Source organism: Streptomyces sp. x-19 (assembly GCF_046549115.1).
Lineage (GTDB): Bacteria > Actinomycetota > Actinomycetes > Streptomycetales > Streptomycetaceae > Streptomyces > Streptomyces albulus_C.
Map to the genome: position 1 here is coordinate 293,507 of NZ_JAJPWK010000006.1, position 18,303 is coordinate 311,809.

General features: G+C 73.8%; 14 protein-coding genes. 7 read left to right on the plus strand and 7 right to left on the minus strand.

Translation table 11 applies throughout. The features are described 5' to 3' along the window. The first annotated feature begins 122 nt into the window (after nucleotides 1-122). The 3 genes from ACLJT4_RS18405 (at nucleotide 123) to ACLJT4_RS18415 (ending at nucleotide 2,150) form a co-directional block, all read left to right on the plus strand. Nucleotides 123-677 carry a GH25 family lysozyme gene (locus ACLJT4_RS18405; protein WP_411123349.1) on the plus strand — a complete coding sequence of 185 codons (555 nt, stop codon included), beginning with the start codon at nucleotides 123-125 and terminating at the stop codon, nucleotides 675-677. Nucleotides 678-776: 99 nt separating this feature from the next. After that, the gene (gene nadE / locus ACLJT4_RS18410; protein ID WP_411123350.1) at nucleotides 777-1,607 is read left to right on the plus strand and encodes an ammonia-dependent NAD(+) synthetase; all 831 of its coding nucleotides are present in this window, start codon (nucleotides 777-779) and stop codon (nucleotides 1,605-1,607) included. Nucleotides 1,608-1,781: 174 nt separating this feature from the next. After that, entirely contained in the window at nucleotides 1,782-2,150 is a 369-nt protein-coding gene (locus ACLJT4_RS18415; RefSeq protein WP_411123351.1) for a hypothetical protein, read from the plus strand. 6 nt (nucleotides 2,151-2,156) lie between these two features. Here ACLJT4_RS18415 and ACLJT4_RS18420 read toward each other — a convergent pair whose 3' ends face one another. The 7 genes from ACLJT4_RS18420 to ACLJT4_RS18450 form a co-directional block, all read right to left on the minus strand. Further along, the gene (locus ACLJT4_RS18420; protein ID WP_411123352.1) at nucleotides 2,157-3,026 is read right to left on the minus strand and encodes a cytochrome c biogenesis CcdA family protein; all 870 of its coding nucleotides are present in this window, start codon (nucleotides 3,024-3,026) and stop codon (nucleotides 2,157-2,159) included. Continuing rightward, nucleotides 3,023-3,811: a DsbA family protein gene (locus ACLJT4_RS18425; RefSeq protein ID WP_233658398.1), complete on the minus strand. Its 789-nt coding sequence runs from the start codon at nucleotides 3,809-3,811 to the stop codon at nucleotides 3,023-3,025. The genes ACLJT4_RS18420 and ACLJT4_RS18425 overlap by 4 nt, the downstream gene beginning before the upstream one ends. A 65-nt stretch (nucleotides 3,812-3,876) precedes the next feature. Further along, nucleotides 3,877-4,308 (minus strand): hypothetical protein, encoded by a 432-nt coding sequence (locus ACLJT4_RS18430; RefSeq protein ID WP_411123353.1) that lies wholly within the window; start codon nucleotides 4,306-4,308, stop codon nucleotides 3,877-3,879. A gap of 348 nt (nucleotides 4,309-4,656) precedes the next feature. Continuing rightward, nucleotides 4,657-5,184 carry an ATP-binding protein gene (locus tag ACLJT4_RS18435; protein ID WP_411123354.1) on the minus strand — a complete coding sequence of 176 codons (528 nt, stop codon included), beginning with the start codon at nucleotides 5,182-5,184 and terminating at the stop codon, nucleotides 4,657-4,659. 295 nt (nucleotides 5,185-5,479) lie between these two features. Continuing rightward, the gene (locus tag ACLJT4_RS18440; RefSeq protein ID WP_233658394.1) at nucleotides 5,480-6,247 is read right to left on the minus strand and encodes an enoyl-CoA hydratase/isomerase family protein; all 768 of its coding nucleotides are present in this window, start codon (nucleotides 6,245-6,247) and stop codon (nucleotides 5,480-5,482) included. Between the two features lie 72 nt (nucleotides 6,248-6,319). Beyond that, nucleotides 6,320-7,549 (minus strand): L,D-transpeptidase, encoded by a 1,230-nt coding sequence (locus ACLJT4_RS18445; RefSeq protein ID WP_411123355.1) that lies wholly within the window; start codon nucleotides 7,547-7,549, stop codon nucleotides 6,320-6,322. Nucleotides 7,550-7,750: 201 nt separating this feature from the next. Then, nucleotides 7,751-9,052 (minus strand): Ig-like domain-containing protein, encoded by a 1,302-nt coding sequence (locus ACLJT4_RS18450; RefSeq protein ID WP_411123356.1) that lies wholly within the window; start codon nucleotides 9,050-9,052, stop codon nucleotides 7,751-7,753. Nucleotides 9,053-9,376: 324 nt separating this feature from the next. Here ACLJT4_RS18450 and glgX point away from each other — a divergent pair, with 324 nt between their 5' ends. From glgX to ACLJT4_RS18470, 4 genes are all read left to right on the plus strand, one after another. Next, nucleotides 9,377-11,641 (plus strand): glycogen debranching protein GlgX, encoded by a 2,265-nt coding sequence (gene glgX / locus ACLJT4_RS18455; protein ID WP_411123357.1) that lies wholly within the window; start codon nucleotides 9,377-9,379, stop codon nucleotides 11,639-11,641. Between the two features lie 146 nt (nucleotides 11,642-11,787). After that, nucleotides 11,788-13,641 (plus strand): ABC transporter ATP-binding protein, encoded by a 1,854-nt coding sequence (locus ACLJT4_RS18460; protein ID WP_411123358.1) that lies wholly within the window; start codon nucleotides 11,788-11,790, stop codon nucleotides 13,639-13,641. Next, a complete protein-coding gene (locus ACLJT4_RS18465; protein ID WP_411123359.1) occupies nucleotides 13,638-15,545 on the plus strand; it encodes an ABC transporter ATP-binding protein in 1,908 nt (635 codons plus the stop codon). The genes ACLJT4_RS18460 and ACLJT4_RS18465 overlap by 4 nt, the downstream gene beginning before the upstream one ends. Nucleotides 15,546-15,927: 382 nt before the next feature. Continuing rightward, nucleotides 15,928-18,192, plus strand: coding sequence for a M4 family metallopeptidase (locus ACLJT4_RS18470; RefSeq protein ID WP_411123360.1), 2,265 nt, complete (start codon nucleotides 15,928-15,930; stop codon nucleotides 18,190-18,192). The last annotated feature ends 111 nt before the right edge of the window (nucleotides 18,193-18,303 follow it).

Consider the following 18,303-nt stretch of genomic DNA (forward strand, 5'->3'; position numbering starts at 1 on the left):
GAACTTCGGCGCGGCGATCTGGCGTCTCCGGTCGTGAACATGCTGAACTGCTGAGGGGGCGACTGCCACTTCGAGCAGATGACGCTTCGCATTCCGAAACTCCGACGGACAGGGGGCCGCTCATGCTGCACGGTGTCGATGTCAGCTCCTACAACACCGGATATTCCGCCAAGGGTCTGGACTTCGTCTTCATCAAGGCCACCGAAGGCCGTTCCTACGTCAATCCGCACCAGTCCGCCCAGGCGGCACGGGCCCGCGAGGCGGGCGCCGTGGTCGGCTTCTACCACTTCCTGTGGCCGGGCAACATCGCCGCCCAGGCCCGCTATTTCGTGGAGAAGTGCGCCTCGGCCCAGGGCGACGTGCTGGCCGCCGACTGGGAGACCACCGGTGCCGGCACCTACGCCAGCAACGCGCAGAAGGACCAGTTCCTACTGGAGGTCAAGAAGCTCCGGCCCACCCACCGCGTGCTGCTCTACTGCAACCGTGACTTCTGGTTGAACCGCGACCACACGTCGTACGCGGCGGACGGACTGTGGATCGCCGACTACGTCGCCGCCGGGCATCCGCGGATCAAGGCGAAGTGGCGCATCCACCAGTACACCGACTCGCCCCTCGACAAGGACGTCGCGGCTTTCGGCAGCCATGCCGAGCTCAAGAAGTGGGCGCATCCCGCATAAACTTCTCCGGCAGTACCCGGATGCGCCTGGCGGACACTCCGCGTGACACGATCGCGCGGCTGGCGGACAGTGCGTGACGAAGAGCGTGGAGGAACACCCGTGACGGACCCGGCGGCCAAGGCCCTGCAACAGGAGATAGCCCGCGAACTCCAGGTGCCCGCGGAGTTCGACGCCACACGGGAGATCGAGCGCCGGGTGTCCTTCCTCACAGCGCAGCTCACCTCCACGGGCCTGCGCTCGCTGGTGCTGGGCATCAGCGGCGGGGTCGACTCCACCACCGCGGGCCGGCTCTGCCAGCTCGCGGTGGAGCGGGCCCGCGCCGAGGGGCACGACGCGACGTTCTTCGCGATGCGGCTGCCCTACGGGGAGCAGGCCGACGAGAAGGACGCGCAGCGGGCGGTGGAGTTCCTCCGGGCCGACCGGCTGCTGACCGTGGACGTCCGGCCGGCCAGTGACGCGGCGCTGGCCGCGGCCGTGGCCGGGGGCGTCGCCTTCCGCGACGCGCACCACCAGGACTTCGTGCACGGCAACATCAAGGCCCGGCAGCGCATGATCGCCCAGTACGCGGTGGCCGGCGCGGAGAACGGCCTGGTCGTGGGCACCGACCACGCGGCCGAGGCGGTCTCCGGCTTCTTCACCAAGTTCGGCGACGGCGCGGCCGACGTGGTCCCGCTGACCGGGCTGACCAAGCGCCGGGTGCGGGCCGTCGCCGAGGCGCTCGGCGCCCCGGCCGAACTGGTCCACAAGGTCCCGACCGCCGACCTGGAGACCCTCGACCCGGGCAAGCCCGACGAGGACGCCCTCGGTGTCACCTACGACCAGATCGACGACTTCCTGGAGGGCCGGCCCGTCGAGGACGCCGCCTTCGAGGCGATCGTGCGGCGGTACCGCCTCACCGCCCACAAGCGCGCCCTGCCGCTCGCGCCCTGAGCCGGGCGGGGCGCGCTCGGTCGCGCCCCGCACCGTCCGGTCATGCGCCGGCCAGGGAGCGGTCACCGGCCCGGTGCTAAACCGTGGGCCGCAGCGGGCATGCATGCGGCCATGGGAAGCCACGAAGTGCGATCGGAAGATCAACTGTCAGTGGGGCCGCTTACTCTCCACGGCATGGGTGACGCACGCCTGCACGAACTCCAGACCGCGCTGACCACTGCCTCCGACCTCGCCTCCGCCCTGCGCGCGGCGCCGTCCCGGCGCGACGCCGACCACCTCGTCGACGTCCTGCGCCAGGCGCTGACCGCCGCCAGTTCGCTGGGGGCCCTGACCACCGGCCCGACGGGGTGCGCACTGCACCCCAACGGCGCGGTGGACCCGCTCCACGGCGACCCCGAAGACCCGCTGCCGGCGGGCTACGGCAAGTGCCTGCTGTGCAACGACCGCCGGCGCCGGGCGGACGCGCAGCATCCGCACGTCCGCCCGCACGCCCGCCCGCGCCCCCGGCCGCACCCGGGCTGGCACCGGCGGCTGAGCGCTTAGCGGCGCCTAGGGCGTGTCCGACGGGTCATGGCCGGGGTCCTCGGCGCCGCCGGGTTTGCGTTCCGGCCGCAGGGCGATCCGGCCGAGGACCGCGGCGACGGCCAGCGCCGCGAGGGCGAGCAGCACCGCGTCCGGTACGCCGTTGCCCAGCCGGGCGGCCCAGCCCTCCAGGTCGGCCTCGGTGTCCGCGTCCAGGATCCCCGGCAGCGCGCTGGTCCCGTTGAAGCTCAGGAACAGCACGCCGATGCCGAGGAAGAACAGTCCGGAGATCAGCGACGTGGTGTGCAGCCGCAGCCGGCCCAGGGTCAGCTCGCGGCCGCGCAGCCAGCCCCGGGTGCCGAGCCGGAAACGGTCCCAGAGCAGGGCCAGCAGGAACAGCGGCAGCGCCATGCCCAGCGCGTAGACCGCGAGCATCGAGGCGCCGTAGAGCGGGGAGCCGCTGACCGCCGTCACGGTCAGCACCGCCCCGAGGATCGGTCCGGCGCAGAAGCCGGCCAGACCGTAGACGCAGCCGAGCAGGAAGGTGGACAGGGCGGTGCGCGGGGTGATCCGGGCGGCCGCCGCCTGGGCCCGCCGGGAGGCGAAGCCGAGGCCGAGGATCTGGGCCAGTCCCAGCGCGATGACGACCCAGCCGCCGACCGCGATCAGCAGGTCGCGGTGGCCGTTGAAGAGCCGGCTGGCGGCCGTGCTGGCCGCGCCCAGCGGCACCAGCGTGGTGGCCAGCCCCAGGTAGAACACCCCGGTGCGGGCCAGCAGCCGGCCCGGGCTGGCCAGCGAGTACGCGAAGAACGCCGGGAGCAGCAGGGCGCTGCACGGGCTGACCAGCGCCAGTGCGCCGCCCAGGAAGGCGGCGAGGTAGCCGATGTCGGTGGTCACTTCCCGGCCCCCGCACCGCCGTGCTTCCCGGACTTGCCGGCCTGCGCAGCGGCCTGCTCGATCGCCTGCTCGAAGACCTGGGTCTCCTGCGCCCCGGCGATCGGCCGGCCGTTGACCAGGAAGGACGGGGTGGACTGCACGCCCAGTTGGTAGCCCTCGTCCTGGTCCTTCTTCAGCGCCGCTTGGGCCGCGGGGCCGCCGAGGTCGGCCCGGAACTTCGCCAGGTCCGGGACGCCGGCGGTGCGGGCCAGTTCGACCAGCTTGTCCTCGGCGAGCGCGTCGCCCTTGCGGGTCTCGGCGTAGAGCTCGTCGTGCAGTTGCCAGAACTTCCCCTGCTGGCCGGCGGCCCAGGAGGCGCGGGCGGCGCGCTCGGAGTCGGCGCCGAAGACCGGGAAGTTGCGGAACTCGATGCGCAGGGTGCCGGCGTCGACGAACTTCTTGACCAGCGCGGGCTGGGTCTCCCGGGTGAACCGGCCGCAGAACGAGCACTGGTAGTCGGCGTACTCGACGAGGACGACTGGGGCGTCCGGCTTGCCGACGGCGAGCGGGTCACCGGCGGTGCGCCGGCTGGTGCGGGCGGCGAGGTCGTCGTACAGCTTCTGCTGTCCGGCGTCCTCCTGCGGCTCGACGGAGGCGGCTCCGGGGGCGGTGGGCGCGGCGGAGGCGTCCCGGCCGTTCTCGACGGCCTTGCCGACCGCGACGGCGATGGCGATCACCGCGACGACGAGCGCGAGGACCGCACCGACGGCGGCGACCTTGCGGGTGGGTGAGGCGGACGTGGGCATGCGAAAGCTCCTGTCGTACGGGAGGGGTGTGGACGGGCGGGCGGCCGGAGTGCCGGCCGGGCGTCCTATATCCGCAGTACGGGCAGGAGTGCGGTGTGGTCCGTGGCCGGTGCGGCGCCGGTGGGCGGGCGGGCCAGCGCGAACCGGTGGGGGAGGTCGGCGGCGAGCGGCCCCGGGGCGGTGGCGTCCGGGGCGGGCAGCTCGGCGCGGTGCGGGGCGGGCAGCGGGGCGGCCTCGCCCTGGCTCGGGGCGTGCCGCCCGGAGCAGTTCTTGACGGCGTCGGCCACCGCGATCGGCGCGGTGGCGGCGGGGCGCGCGGCGGACGCCGCGGCGGGGCCCGCGGGGCCCGCGGGGCCGGTCCGCCAGGTCTCGGCGGCGGCGGCCGCGCGGCCGGCGAGCCATGCCTGGTCGCCGCCGATCCGGCACAGCAACGGTCCGAAGGCGACCGCGAGGAGGAGCAGCAGGGTCAGCGTCGCCGAGCGGCGCAGCCGGTGCATGGTCCCTCCCCCTCGCTGTCGGTCCGTGTCGTCGGGAACCTCTTATCCTACGGATCGCCGGCGCCGGGCGACGGCGGTGGCATAGCTCACCCGAGAACGCGCCGAATTTGATCCCGATGCGCCCCCTTATGCCCGATGTGTCGGCTTTGGTCGTCGGCGGTCCGGCCTGCCATAGTCGTCCGCGGCGCCCCCGCCGACGGCGGGCCGGTCGCCGCCGGCCGCGCGGGCTACCCCTTCCGCCCGCGCACGGCCGGGCACTGGGGCTCACCCCGCGGCATCCCGCGGGAGGGCCCCAGTCCCGTTCACGGGAGGGGTCCAGTGCCGTTTCCCGAGGGGCGGCCGGCCGGGTCAGCGGTCGTTGACCCGGACCTCGAACCAGGTCGTCTTGCCGCGCGGCAGCAGATCCACGCCCCAGCGGTCCGAGAGTTTGTCGACGAGGAAGAGCCCCCGGCCGCTGACGTCCAGCGCCTGGACCGGCATCAGACAGGGCAGTCCGCGCGAGGGGTCGCGCACCTCCACCCGGATCCAGCCGCGACGGCGCAGTATCCGCAGCCCGAAGGTGCGGGCCCCGGTGTGCCGCACCGCGTTGCCGACCAGCTCGGAGACGAGGAGCACCGCGTGTTCGGCGAGCTGCGGCGAGAGGGTCCACTGTTTGAGGAGGATGGCGGCGGTCAACCGGCGCGCGGTGCGCGCGGACTGGGGGCGCGAGGGGAGTCTGACCTCGCCCAGGGTCGGATCGCCGACCAGGTCGGGGGCGGCAGGTGCCGGACCGACCGGGGCCGGGACCGTCTCCGCGTCGACACCGGGGCACTCCCCGTGCGCGGCAGCCGCCTCACTCCGCGGCTGCGGCTGCTCCATTCCTTCGAGGCCCGCCATGCCCTCCATAATGGCCGCCCCTTACCGCACCGGGGGGCGGAACCTCGGGAATCCGTTGTCCGGAATCAGTGGCTCCACACCCCCCGCGCGACATATGCCAACGGCAGCCGGGGGCGACCACACGGCGCTGACCTGCACAGACCTCGAACGGGCGACGGACCACCAGGAGTCGTCAACCCGGCCTCTTTAAGGCGTAATTAAGTTTTCCGCAATTCGCCCACACGAGGCATGGCGTACCGGCCAAACCCCAAACATCCCATCAACACCATTGACCTCAGCAGAACTTGGTCACGGCTCAGCGGAACTGGGCCTTGCCCGGGCCTTCCTCGACGAAGCTGCGCATGCCGATCTCCCGGTCCTCGGTGGCGAACAGCCCGGCGAACCAGGTGCGTTCGATCGTCAGCCCGGTGTCGATGTCCGCCTCCAGGCCGGCGTCGACGGACTCCTTGGCGGCCCGCAGTGCCAACGCCGGCCCGGCCGCCAGCCGCGCCGCCCAGGCGTGCGCCTGCGCGTAGACCTCGTCGGCGGGCACCACCCGGTCCACCAGGCCGATGGCCAACGCCTCCGCGGCCTTGACGTGACGGCCGGTGAAGATCAGGTCCTTGGCCTTGGACGGACCCACCAGGCGGGCCAGGCGCTGGGTGCCGCCGGCGCCCGGGATCAGGCCGAGCAGGATCTCGGGCTGGCCCAACTTGGCGTTCTCGGCGGCGATCCGGAAGTCGGCGCAGAGCGCGAGTTCGCAGCCGCCGCCGAGGGCGTAGCCGGTGACCGCGGCGACCACCGGCTTGGGGATCCGGGCCACCGCCGTGAAGGAGTCCTGGAGCTCCTTGGACCGCACCACCATGGCGGCGTGGTCCATGGCCTGCATTTCCTTGATGTCCGCCCCGGCCGCGAACACCTTCTCGCCGCCCCAGAGCACGACGGCGCGGACGTCGTCCCGGCGGCTCGCCTCCTCGGCGAGTGCGCGGAGCCGGTCCTGGGTGGCGACGTCCAGGGCGTTCATCGGCGGGCGGTCCAGGCGGATGGTGCCGACGCCGTCGGCGACCTCAAGATGCACAGTCATGCCGGCAGGTTAGTACGCGTTAACGTCGCGCGCCGCCCCGCCACCGGCCGGCCTTCCGCTCGGGCCGCCGCCTCACCGGGAGCGCCACTTCTCCCAGGAGAGGTTCCAGTCGCCGAAGCCGTTGTCCGGCTGGACGGTGCGGTCGTGGGAGTTCTTGACGATGACCACGTCGCCGATGAGGGAGTTCCGGTAGAACCAGGCCGCCGGGGTGTCCGGGTCGCCGCCGCCGCGCTGGTCGTAGAGGCCGACGCAGCCGTGGCTGGCGTTGCGGGTGCCGAACGCCGCCCGGCCCGACCAGTAGTTGCCGTGGATGAAGGTGCCGGAGGTGCTCAGCCGCATGGCGTGCGGGACGTCCTTGATGTCGTACTCGCCGCCGTAGCCGACGGTCTGGCCGTTCATCCGCGTCACCGGGTGCTTCTCGCTGATCACCATCTGGCCGTTGTAGGTCTCGGTGCCCGGGGCGCCGGCGGTGATCGGGACGGTCCGCAGGGTCTTGCCGTCGCGGACCACGGTCATCTGCTTCGACCGGGCGTCGACGGTGCTCACCTGGCTGCGGCCGACGGTGAACGAGACCTCCTTGGCCTGGGTGCCGTAGACGCCGGGGCGGCCCTCGACGCCGTCGAGGTCGAGCCGGAGGGTGACCTTGGTGCCGGGCGCCCAGTACTTCTCCGGGCGGAAGTCGAGGCGGTCGTTGCCGAACCAGTGGCCGGCGATCGGGACGGCGGGCCGCGCCGTGACGGTGACGGCCCGCTCCACGGCCCGGGGGTCGGTGATGCCGCGGGTGAAGCGGATCGAGACCGGCATCCCGACACCGACCCGCTGGCCGTTCTCCGGGGTGTACTGGCCGATGAAGGTGTTCTTCGGGACGAGCGTGGTGAACGTGGCGTGCTCGGCGGCCTGTCGGCCCCGATCGTCCACCGCGACCGCGTCGACGGTGTACCGCGTCGAGGCGCCGAGGTGGCCGGCGGGCTGCCACTGGGCGCCGTCGCCGGATATCTTCCCGTCGACCGCGTGGCCCTTGGCGTCGGTGACCCTCACGGAGCGCAGCTTGCCCTTCTGGGCGGTCACCCGCAGCGCGCCGCTCGTCGTCACGTCGCGGGAGCCGTCCCGGGGGGCTATCACCACGGCGGCCCGTGAGGCGGCGGCGTCCTCCCCGGTCCGCCGGGAGGGCGCTGCGCCGCTGTCGCCCCCGCAGGCGGCGAGCAACAGCAGTAGCGGAGCGAGCAACAGGGCGAGTGGCGCGCCCGGGCGGCGCACCCGCCGCCGGTACTCCGGCTCCCCCGCCATCGATCGGACGTTCACGACTGGCCCCTTCCCCCTCGCACGGCCCGCGGTGCCCCGCGCCCGGACGCTGTCGGCCGGGTGCGTGCCGCTAGATAACCACACCGCACCGACAGTGAACTCCCCCTGGGGACAGGGGTTTAGTCCCGGGCCGCGGGTGGCCGCGCGGGCATGCGTACGAGCGCCGGGGGGTGTTGCGCTCGCGCGCGGGCGCGGGCCGGTTCAGTGCCGCGCGCTGCCCGCCCGCCAGGCCGCCCACGGCAGGTTCCAGCCGCCCAGGCCGTTGTCGGGGGCGACGGTGCGGTCCGGGGAGTTGCGGACCTCCACCGTGTCGCCGACGATCGAGTTCCGGTAGAGCCAGCCGGCGGGGGTGTCCGGGCCGCCGCCGCGGACGTCCCGCAGTCCGACGCAGCCGTGGCTGGTGTTGAGGCCGCCGAAGACCTCCGGCCGCGCCCAGTAGTTGCCGTGCAGGAAGGTGCCGGACCGGGTCAGCCGCATGGCGTGCGGCACGTCCGGGATGTCGTACTCGGTGCCGAAGCCGACGGTGTCGCCGTCCATCCGGGTCACCGCGTGCCGCTCCAGGATCACCATCGTCCCGTTGTAGGTGGGGTTCTCGGCGTTGCCGGCGGTGACCGGGAGGGTGGCCACCACCCGGCCGTCGCGGCGGACGGTCAGCGTGTGCCGGGCCGCGTCGACGGTGCTGACCTGGTCGCGGCCCACCAGGTAGTGGAGGGTCTTGCGCTGGATCCCGTAGGCGCCCGGCCCGGTGCGCACCTCGCGCAGGCGCAGGTCGACGGTGAGGCGGGTGCCCGGCCGCCAGCGCTCGCGGGGCCGGAAGTCCAGCCTTCGGGGGCCGAACCAGTGCGGCGCGACCTCGACGGCGGGGCGGGCGCTGACGGTGACCGCGCGTTCCACCGCCGCGCGGTCCAGGACCGGCCGGTTGAAGACCAGCGAGAAGATCAGGCCGGTACCGACCGTGGCGCCGCTCTCCGGCGAGTAGTAGCCGATGACCCGGTGCGGGGGCGAGAAGGTCTTGAAGGTGGTGTGCCGGGTGGTGCGGCGGCCGGTGTCGTCGCGGGCGACCGCGTCGACGGTGTACTGGGAGGCGAGTTCGAGGGAGTCGGTGATCGGCCGCCAGATCGTGCCGTCCCGGGAGATCCGGCCGGCGACCGGCTGCCGGCCGGCGCTGCCGGTGCGGCTGACCTCGACCCGCTCCAGCTTGCCGTCCGGGACCCGGACCTCCAGGCGCCCGTTGGCCCGTACGCCGCGCGCGCCGTCGCCCGGGAGGATCCGGATCATCTCCTCGGGGCTGGGCGGTCCGCCGCCGAAGAGGACGTCCCGGTCGCCGCAGCCGGCCAGCGCCGCCACGCCGGTGAGCACGACCAGCAGGGTGCGGGCGGCGCGGCGGAGGCGGGACGGCGGGTGCGTCGTCGTGCCGCGGGGCGCGCGGCCGGCCGCCGGTGCGCGGTCCGCGGTGCGGCCGCCGGTGTCGTCCCCTGGTCGGTGCTGGTGATGGCCGGTCATACGCCGGATTGTGACGGATGATTCGCAAGTTGGGCGGTATGCCGCGAAACGGAATGTCATCGCTGCGCCGTCCCGTGGGCCGGGCGGGCGCGCGGGGCGCACGCCGGGCCCGCCCGCGCCGCTCTGCGGCAACGGGAGTCCGCGACGACGGAAAGCGTGAGGCAACGCCCGGTTGCGGGCAGAACAACGGTGCACCCTCATGCACCGCACCGCGGGCGACGGCCCCGGACCCGGCCGGGACACTCCCCCGGCTCGCGCGGGGAAGGCTCCCCCGGGCCCGGACGCCGCCGCCCGACGAGCCCTTGAGCCGCAGGAGGCCGGCACGTGTCCAGCGCACCCGAGCAGGAGGCGGTGGCGGACGAACCGCTCGCCCCGCCCGCGGACGTCCGCCCCGGCACCCCGACGCCCCTGGGGGCCCGCTACCGCACCGGGCCGGACGGGGCGGCGGGCACCAACTTCGCCCTGTGGGCGGGCGGCGCCGAGGCCGTCGAGCTGTGCCTCTTCGACGACGAGGGGGCGGAGATGCGCCACCCCCTCACCGAGCTGACCCACGAGATCTGGCACGGCTTCCTGCCCGGCGTCCACCCCGGGCAGCGCTACGGCTACCGAGTGCACGGCCGCTGGGACCCCTGGACCGGCGCCCGCTGGAACCCGGCGAAACTGCTGCTGGACCCGTACGCCCGGGCCGTGGACGGGGACTTCGGCGCCCGCACCGAGACCGGCCCGGGCGGTCCGGCGCTGCCCGCCCCGTTGTACGGGCACGTCCGCGACTGGCCCGAGCAGCAGGTCGCCGACACCGTGCGGGACGACCGCGACTCGGCACCGTACGTCCCCAAGGGCGTGGTGGTCGGCGAGGAGGACGACGGGCAGGACGAGTGGCGGGACGACCGGCGCCCGAAGACGCCGTGGCCGGACTCCGTCCTGTACGAGCTGCACGTGCGCGGGTTCACCATGCGCCACCCGGGCGTCCCGGAGCGGCTGCGCGGCACCTACGCCGGGCTCGCCCACCCGGCCGCACTGGCGCACCTGACCCGGCTGGGGGTGACCGCCGTCGAGCTGCTGCCGGTCCACCAGTTCGCGCACGAGGACCACCTGGTGCGCCGGGGGCTGCGCAACTACTGGGGCTACAACTCCCTCGGCTACTTCGCCCCGCACGCCGGTTACGCCGCCACCGGGACCCGCGGGCAGCAGGTCGGCGAGTTCAAGCGGATGGTGCGGGCGCTGCACGACGCCGGCATCGAGGTGATCCTCGACGTCGTCTACAACCACACCGCGGAGGCCGGTGAACGGGGCCCGACCCTCTCCCTGCGCGGCATCGACAACCGCGGCTACTACCGCCTCCAGGGGGACCCGCGCCGCTACGCCGACTACACCGGCTGCGGCAACACCCTGCACGTCGTCCAGCCGCACGTGCTGCGGCTGATCACCGACTCGCTGCGCTACTGGGTCACCGAAATGGGCGTGGACGGCTTCCGCTTCGACCTGGCGGCCGCGCTGGCCCGCTCCATGCACGACGTCGACATGCTCTCGCCGTTCCTCGCGGTGATCGCCCAGGACCCGGTGCTGCGCCGGGTCAAGCTGATCGCCGAGCCGTGGGACGTCGGCTCCGGCGGCTACCAGGTCGGCGCCTTCCCCCCGCTGTGGACGGAGTGGAACGACCGCTACCGGGACACCGTCCGGGACTTCTGGCGCGGCGCCACCGGGGACGTCCGCGACCTGGGCTACCGGCTCTCCGGGTCGAGCGACCTCTACGCCTGGGGCGGCCGGCGTCCGTACGCGTCGGTCAACTTCCTCACCGCGCACGACGGGTTCACCCTGCGCGACCTGGTCAGTTACGAGCACAAGCACAACGAGGCCAACGGCGAGGACAACCGGGACGGCACCCACGACAACCGGTCCTTCAACTGCGGCGCCGAGGGCGAGACCGACGCCCCGGACGTCACCGCGCTGCGCCGCCGCCAGCTCCGCAACCTGCTGACCACCTTGTTGCTGTCCACCGGCGTGCCGATGCTGGTGGCCGGCGACGAGATGGGCCGCACCCAGCACGGCAACAACAACGCCTACTGCCAGGACAACCCGACCGGCTGGGTGGACTGGTCGCTGCTGGCCGACCCCCACTGGCGTGCCCTGGCCGGGCTCACCGCCCGGCTGATCGCGCTGCGCCGCACCCACCCGGTGCTGCGCCGCCGGGCGTTCTTCTCCGGCCGCCCGCAGCACCGCGGCGGGCTGCGCGACCTGGCGTGGTTCGGTGCGGACGGCGCCGAGATGACCGAAGCGGACTGGTACGCACCCGGCGCCACGTTGACCATGTACCTCTCCGGCAACGACATCCCGCAGCGCGACGCCCGCGGCGTCCGGGTCACCGACGACAGCTTCCTCGCCGTGCTGCACGCCGACGCCGCGCCCCGGACGGTGGTCCTGCCCGGCCTGCCGTGGGCCGGTTCCTACGAGCTCCTGGTGGACACCTCGACCGAACCGCCGCCGGACGGGGAGGCCGAACCGCCGCCGGAGCGGGCGACGTGCGCGGCCGGCGGCGAACTCACCGTGCCGGGGCGGACCGTGCTGCTGTTCCGGGCGGTGCCGGGGTGAGCGCCATCGTCCACTTCCGTGCCAACTGACGGGAGATCAGCACCACTTGGGCCGAGGACGGGAACCGGCCCCGCCCCGACCCCGTTCCGGACGCCTCGGCGAAAACCACGTGAGCGCTGTCAGTGGCACGCCGTACGCTCGCGGTGATGGCCACGACCACGTGTTCGACCTCGCCCGGCGAGCGGACCGGAGCGGTACGGCGCTCCGCGGTGCGCTCGCTGCTCCGCCTGTGGCCGTTCGTCCGCCCGGTGCGGGTGCGGCTGTTCCTCGCCGCCGGGGTGGCGGTGGTGGCGTCCTGCCTCTCGGTGGTCATCCCGCTGGTGCTCAAGTGGCTGGTGGACGGGCCGGTGTCGCACGGGGACACCGGCGGGGTGTGGCGGGGCGGCGGGTACCTGCTGCTGCTCGGGGTCGCCGAGGCGCTGCTCTTCGGGCTGCGGCGGTGGCTGGTCTCCCGGCCGACGGCCGCGGTGGAGGCGGCGATGCGGGAGGCGCTCTACCGCCACGTGCAGCGGCTGCCGGTCGCCTTCCACGACCGCTGGGCCACGGGGCAGTTGCTCTCCCGGGCCACCACCGACCTCCAGCTGTTACGCCTGTTCCTGGTCTTCCCGATGACGTTCCTGCTGGTCAACGGCGCGACGATCGTGGTGGGCGGAGTGCTCCTGCTGGTCCAGCAGTGGACGCTCGGACTGGTGCTGCTGGCGCCGGTGCTGCCGCTGATGGTGGTGTGCTCGGTCTTCCAGGCCCGGTACGGGCAGGCCGCCCGCCGGGCCCAGGACCAGGTCGGCGACCTGACCACGGTCGTCGAGGAGTCGGTGCTCGGCATCCGGATCGTCAAGGGGTTCGGACGCCACCGCGCCCAGGCCCGGGCGTTCGGCGAGCTGGCCGGCGCGGTCCGCGGCACCGAGCTGCGCAAGGCCCGTCTGCTGGCCGCCATCTGGGGCGTCAACACCCTCCTTCCGGAGCTGGCGTTGGGCGCCGCGCTGGTGCTCGGCACCGTCCAGGTGGCCGACGGGCAACTCTCCGCGGGCACCCTCGTCGCGTTCCTGTCGACGGCGCTGGCGCTGCGTTGGCCGGTCGACTCGATCGGCTTCCTGCTGGCGATGAGCAGTGCGGCGGCGACCGCGGCCGACCGGTACTTCGAGGTGCTGGACGAGCCGCCGGTGGCCGAGGACGGCGCCGCCCGCGGCGGCCGGACCGCGGACGGCGAACGACCCGGCGGGGGCCTGGTCTTCGAAGCGGTGGAGTTCCGCTACCCCGACGCGCCCCCGGGCTCCCCGCCGACGCTGCGGGGCGTCGACCTGCACGTGCGGCCCGGGGAGACGATGGCGCTGGTCGGGGCCACCGGCAGCGGCAAGACCACCCTGACGGCGCTGGTCCCCCGGCTGTACGACCCGACCGCGGGCCGGATCACCCTGGACGGGCGGGACCTGGCGACGCTCACCCGCCAGGAGGCCCGCACGCTGGTCGCGGTGGCCTTCGAGGAGCCGACCCTGTTCTCCACGACGGTGGCGGAGAACGTCCTGATGGGCGGGGCGGACGGACCGGCGGCGGAGCGCGCCGCGGCGCTGCGGCGGGCCCTGCGGGTGGCGCAGGCCGAGGAGTTCGTGGCCGCCCTCCCGCAGGGCACCGCCACCGGGGTCGGCGAGCAGGGGATGACCCTGTCGGGCGGGCAGCGGCAGCGGTTGGCGCTGGCCCGCGCGGTGGTCGGCCGGCCGCGCTGCCTGATCCTGGACGACCCGCTCTCCGCGCTCGACGTGCACACCGAGGCCCGGGTGGAGGCGGCGCTGCGGGAGGTGCTGGCGACCACCACCGCGCTGGTGGTCGCGCACCGGCCGTCCACGGTGCTGCTGGCCGACCGGGTGGCGCTGCTGTCGGGCGGCCGGATCGTCGCCGTCGGCACCCACCACCAACTCCTGCGGGAGAACGCGCTTTACGCGGCGTTGATGTCCGGCGGCCCGGCGCGCGCCACGGAGCGGCACGAGGGGGAGGACGGGCGATGACGACGACGGAGACCGGCCGACCGGTCGACGGCCCGGGAGGCGACGGCTGCGGCACCGGCCCGTCGGCCGCACCGCCCGCCGCGGACGGGCGGCCGGTCCCGCCGGGCGGCGCCCCGGACGCCTTCGAGGCGGACCTGCTGCCCACCCCCAAGGGCGCCTCGCGCGCCCTGCTGGGTTCGCTGCTCGCCCCGCACCGCGGCCGGGTGTGGGCCGCCACCGTCGCCCTGCTGCTCCAGCAGGCCGCCGCGCAGGCCAGCCCGCTGTTGGTCGCCTACGCCCTGGATCGGGCGGTGCCGGCCCTGCGGGCGGGCGACCGCGGTCCGTTGCTGGTCCTGGCCGTGGCGGCGGCGCTGTCCGCGGCGGTCGCCGGCGGCCTCCAGTGGGTCTTCGTCCGGCTGTCCGCCCGGGCCGGCCAGGACGTGCTGCTGGACCTGCGCGGCCGGATCTTCCGGCACGCCCAGGACCTCGGCCTGGACTTCCACGAGCGCTACACCTCCGGCCGGTTGATATCCCGCGCCACCACCGACGTGGAGGCGCTGCGCGAACTCCTGGAGGAGGGCCTCCAGGAGCTGGTCACGGTCGTCCTGTCGACGCTCTACATCAGCGCGCTGCTGCTCTGGCTGGACCTGGGCCTGGGCGTCGCGGCGCTGCTCTCCGCGGTGCCGCTGGCGCTCCTCGTGCGTGCGTTCCAGCGGAGTTCGCACCGGGCCTACCGCGCCAAGTCCACCGCCATCGCCGCCGTCATCGTGCGGTTCACCGAGACGCTGGGCGGGATTCGTCCGGTGCAGGCGTTCCGCCGCGAGCCCGCCAACGACGCGGCCTTCGCCGACCTCAACGCCCGCCACCGGCAGTTCAACGGCGATGCGATCCTGGCGATGGCGCGCTTCGTCGTCGGCTCCCGCATGACGGCCAACGTCGCGATCGCCGCCCTCGTCCTGTGGGGCGCCTACCGCGTCGCCACCGGTGCGCTCGCCCTGGGCGTGCTGGCCGCCGCGACGCTCTACCTGCGCCGGCTCTACGACCCCATCGACCGGCTGGGCGTGTTCCTGAATTCCTACGAGTCGGCGGCCGCCTCGCTGGAGAAGATCGCCGGGTTGCTGGCCCAGCGGCCGTCGGTGCCCGAGCCGGCGCTGCCCCGGGCGCTGCCGCCCGTGACCCCGGGCCGGCCCGGCCGCGAGGTGGCCTTCCGCGGCGTGCGCTTCGGGTACCGCACGGGCGGCGAGGTGCTGCCGCGGTTCGATCTGACGCTGGCGGCCGGCAGCACCGTCGCGGTGGTCGGCGCCACGGGCGCCGGCAAGTCCACCCTCGCCCGGTTGTTGGCCCGCTTCCACGACCCCTCGGAGGGCCGGGTGGAGGTGGACGGGGTCGATCTGCGCGAGCTGTCCGGCGCCGCGCTGCGCCGCGCGGTGGTGATGGTCACCCAGGAGGCGTTCCTGTTCTCCGGCACGGTCGCCGACAACATCGCCCTGGGCCGCCCGGACGCCGACCGTGCGGAGGTCGAGGGGGCCGCGCGGGCGATCGGCGCCCACGACTTCATCGCCGCCCTGCCGGACGGCTACGACACCGACGTCCGCAAGCGCGGCGGCCGGCTCTCCGCCGGCCAGCGCCAACTCGTCGGATTCGCGAGGGCGTTGCTGGCCGATCCGGCGGTGCTCCTCCTGGACGAGGCGACCAGTTCGTTGGACATCCCCGGTGAGCGGGCGGTGCAGCGGGCCATGGGCGCGGTGCTGCACGGCCGGACGGCGCTGGTGATCGCGCACCGGCTGTCCACGGTGGAGTCCGCCGACCGGGTGCTGGTGATGGCGGACGGCCGGATCGTGGAGGACGGCGCCCCGGCCGCGCTGGCCGCCGGCCACGGCCGGTACGCGGCGCTGCACCGGGCCTGGCGGGAGAGCGTGGGCTGACCCGGCGGCCGCGCCGGAGGCACCGGAGCGCCCCGGATCCCCTCGGCCGAACACCCCGCCCGCCCGTCCGCTTTCCGGACGTGGATTTCGCCCAACGGACGTTTTCCGGCCATTTAGTTGATGAGCACCTGACAACCACTCGCCAGTGGTGGCACTCTTCCCGGCAGCCGCCACCCGGACCCCACGGCACCGCGCCGGGCGGCCGCGCCCCAGCTCCACCAGCACCGCACCCCCCACACACGCTCCACGAGTTCTGCCTCGCTCTGCCCGGACGGCCGCTCCGCCGCCCGGTCCCCCTTGGCCGCCCCCCTCATGTCGCGGCCCCGCAGAAGGAGTCAGTGTGAGACGCACCCCCCATAGATCCACCCCGCAGCGGCGCGCCGTGGCGACCGGCGCGCTGGTCGCGGTCACCGCACTGCTGGCCGTCGGCGTCCAGGCCGGTACCGGCGCGGCGGCCAGCCCGCAGGGCGCTCCCGCCGCCCGCCCGGGCCCGCAGGCGGTCCCCGCCGCCGGTGCGCTGCCCGCCAAGCTCTCCCCGTCCCAGCGGGCCGAACTGATCCGCACGGCGAACGGCACCACCGCCGCCACCGCCCGGCGGCTCCAGCTCGGCGCCCAGGAGAAGCTGGTCGTCAAGGACGTCGAGAAGGACGTCGACGGCACCGTGCACACCCGCTACGAGCGCACCTACGAGGGCCTGCCGGTACTCGGCGGCGACCTCGTCGTGCACACCGCGAAGACCGGTGCGGTCAAGAGCACCACCAAGGCCCTCAAGAAGGCCCTCGCGGTGCCCTCCACCACCGCCAAGGTCGCCCCAGCCACCGCCGCGGGCAAGGCGGTCTCCGCGGCCAAGTCGCTCGGCTCCACGAAGACCGCGGCCGACCAGGCGCCGCGCAAGGTCGTCTGGGCCGCCGACGGCACCCCACGACTGGCCTGGGAGACGGTGGTCGGCGGCCTCCAGGACGACGGCACGCCCAACCAGCTGCACGTCATCACCGACGCCACCACCGGCGCGAAGATCTTCCAGTACCAGGGCATCGAGAACGGCATCGGCAACAGCGAGTACAGCGGCAAGGTCACCATCGGGACCTCCGGCTCCGCGCCGAACTTCACGATGACCGACGGCACCCGCGGCGGCCACAAGACGTACAACCTCAACCACGGTTCGTCCGGCACCGGTTCGCTGTTCACCGACGCCGACGACACCTGGGGCGACGGCACCGCCAGCAACCCGCAGACCGCCGCCGTCGACGCCGCCTACGGCGCCCAGGAGACCTGGGACTACTACAAGAACGTGCACGGCCGCACCGGCATCCGCGGGGACGGCGTCGGCGCCTACTCCCGCGTGCACTACGGCAACAGCTACGTCAACGCCTTCTGGGACGACGGCTGCTTCTGCATGACCTACGGCGACGGCGCCAACAACGCCGACCCGCTGACCGCCCTGGACGTGGCCGGCCACGAGATGTCGCACGGCGTCACCGCGGCCACCGCCAACCTCACCTACAGCGGCGAGTCCGGCGGCCTGAACGAGGCCACCTCGGACATCTTCGGCGCCGCCGTGGAGTTCTACGCCAACAACCCGGCCGACCCCGGTGACTACCTCATCGGCGAGAAGATCAACATCAACGGCGACGGCACCCCGCTGCGCTACATGGACAAGCCCTCCAAGGACGGCGCCTCCGCCGACTACTGGTCGAGCACCGTCGGCAACAAGGACGTGCACTACTCCTCCGGCGTCGCCAACCACTTCTTCTACCTGCTGTCCGAGGGCAGCGGCGCCAAGGACATCGGCGGCGTCCACTACGACAGCCCGACCTACGACAACCAGCCGGTGCCGGGCATCGGCCGGGCCAACGCCGAGAAGGTCTGGTTCAAGGCGCTCAGCCAGTACATGAGCGCCAACACCAACTACGCGGGCGCGCGCACCGCCACCCTCCAGGCCGCCGCCGACCTGTTCGGCCAGGGCAGCGCCACGTACAACACGGTCGCCAACACCTGGGCGGCGGTGAACGTCGGCTCCCGGGTCTCCGACGGCGGGGTCTCGGTCACCAACCCCGGCAACCAGACCAGCACCGTCGGCCAGGCGGCCAGCCTCCAGATCAAGGCCAACAGCGGCACCACCGGCGCGCTGTCCTACGCGGCGACCGGACTGCCCGCCGGGCTGTCCCTCAACGCCGGCACCGGCCTGATCTCGGGCACCCCGACCACCGCCGGCACCGCCACGGTCACCGTGACGGTCACCGACGCGGCCAAGAAGACCGGGACCACGTCCTTCACCTGGACCGTCAACCCGGTCGGCGGCGGCAGCGTCTTCGAGAACAACACCAAGGTCGCCATCCCGGACGGCGGCGCGGCGATCACCTCACCGATCCCGGTCAGCCGCAGCGGCAACGCCCCCAGCGGCCTCAAGGTGACGGTGGACATCACCCACAGCTGGCGCGGTGACCTGGTCATCGACCTGCTGGCCCCGGACGGCACCGCGTACCGGCTGAAGAGCTCCAGCATCGCGGACTCGGCCGCCGACGTGAAGGCCACGTACACCGTCAACGCCTCGACGAAGGCCGCGAACGGCACCTGGAAGCTGCGTGTCCAGGACGTCTACGCGGGCGACTCGGGCACCCTCAACGGCTGGAAGCTGACGTTCTGACAGCAACCGGCAATATGCCCGTCATCCCGATGTGACAGAGCAGGCCGCCAGCCGAACATATCCCGCTGATCGGGACAACTGATCCACCAAGCAGTCGAGTTGGGCGTCGCC

Bases quoted from the DNA above. Each gene is read 5' to 3' on its own strand.
- ACLJT4_RS18405 (WP_411123349.1), top strand. From the start codon at position 123: ATGCTGCACGGTGTCGATGTCAGCTCCTACAACACCGGATATTCCGCC.
- ACLJT4_RS18415 (WP_411123351.1), top strand. From the start codon at position 1,782: ATGGGTGACGCACGCCTGCACGAACTCCAGACCGCGCTGACCACTGCC.
- ACLJT4_RS18425 (WP_233658398.1), bottom strand. From the start codon at position 3,811: ATGCCCACGTCCGCCTCACCCACCCGCAAGGTCGCCGCCGTCGGTGCG.
- ACLJT4_RS18430 (WP_411123353.1), bottom strand. From the start codon at position 4,308: ATGCACCGGCTGCGCCGCTCGGCGACGCTGACCCTGCTGCTCCTCCTC.
- ACLJT4_RS18435 (WP_411123354.1), bottom strand. From the start codon at position 5,184: ATGGCGGGCCTCGAAGGAATGGAGCAGCCGCAGCCGCGGAGTGAGGCG.
- ACLJT4_RS18440 (WP_233658394.1), bottom strand. From the start codon at position 6,247: ATGACTGTGCATCTTGAGGTCGCCGACGGCGTCGGCACCATCCGCCTG.
- ACLJT4_RS18450 (WP_411123356.1), bottom strand. From the start codon at position 9,052: ATGACCGGCCATCACCAGCACCGACCAGGGGACGACACCGGCGGCCGC.
- ACLJT4_RS18460 (WP_411123358.1), top strand. From the start codon at position 11,788: ATGGCCACGACCACGTGTTCGACCTCGCCCGGCGAGCGGACCGGAGCG.
- ACLJT4_RS18465 (WP_411123359.1), top strand. From the start codon at position 13,638: ATGACGACGACGGAGACCGGCCGACCGGTCGACGGCCCGGGAGGCGAC.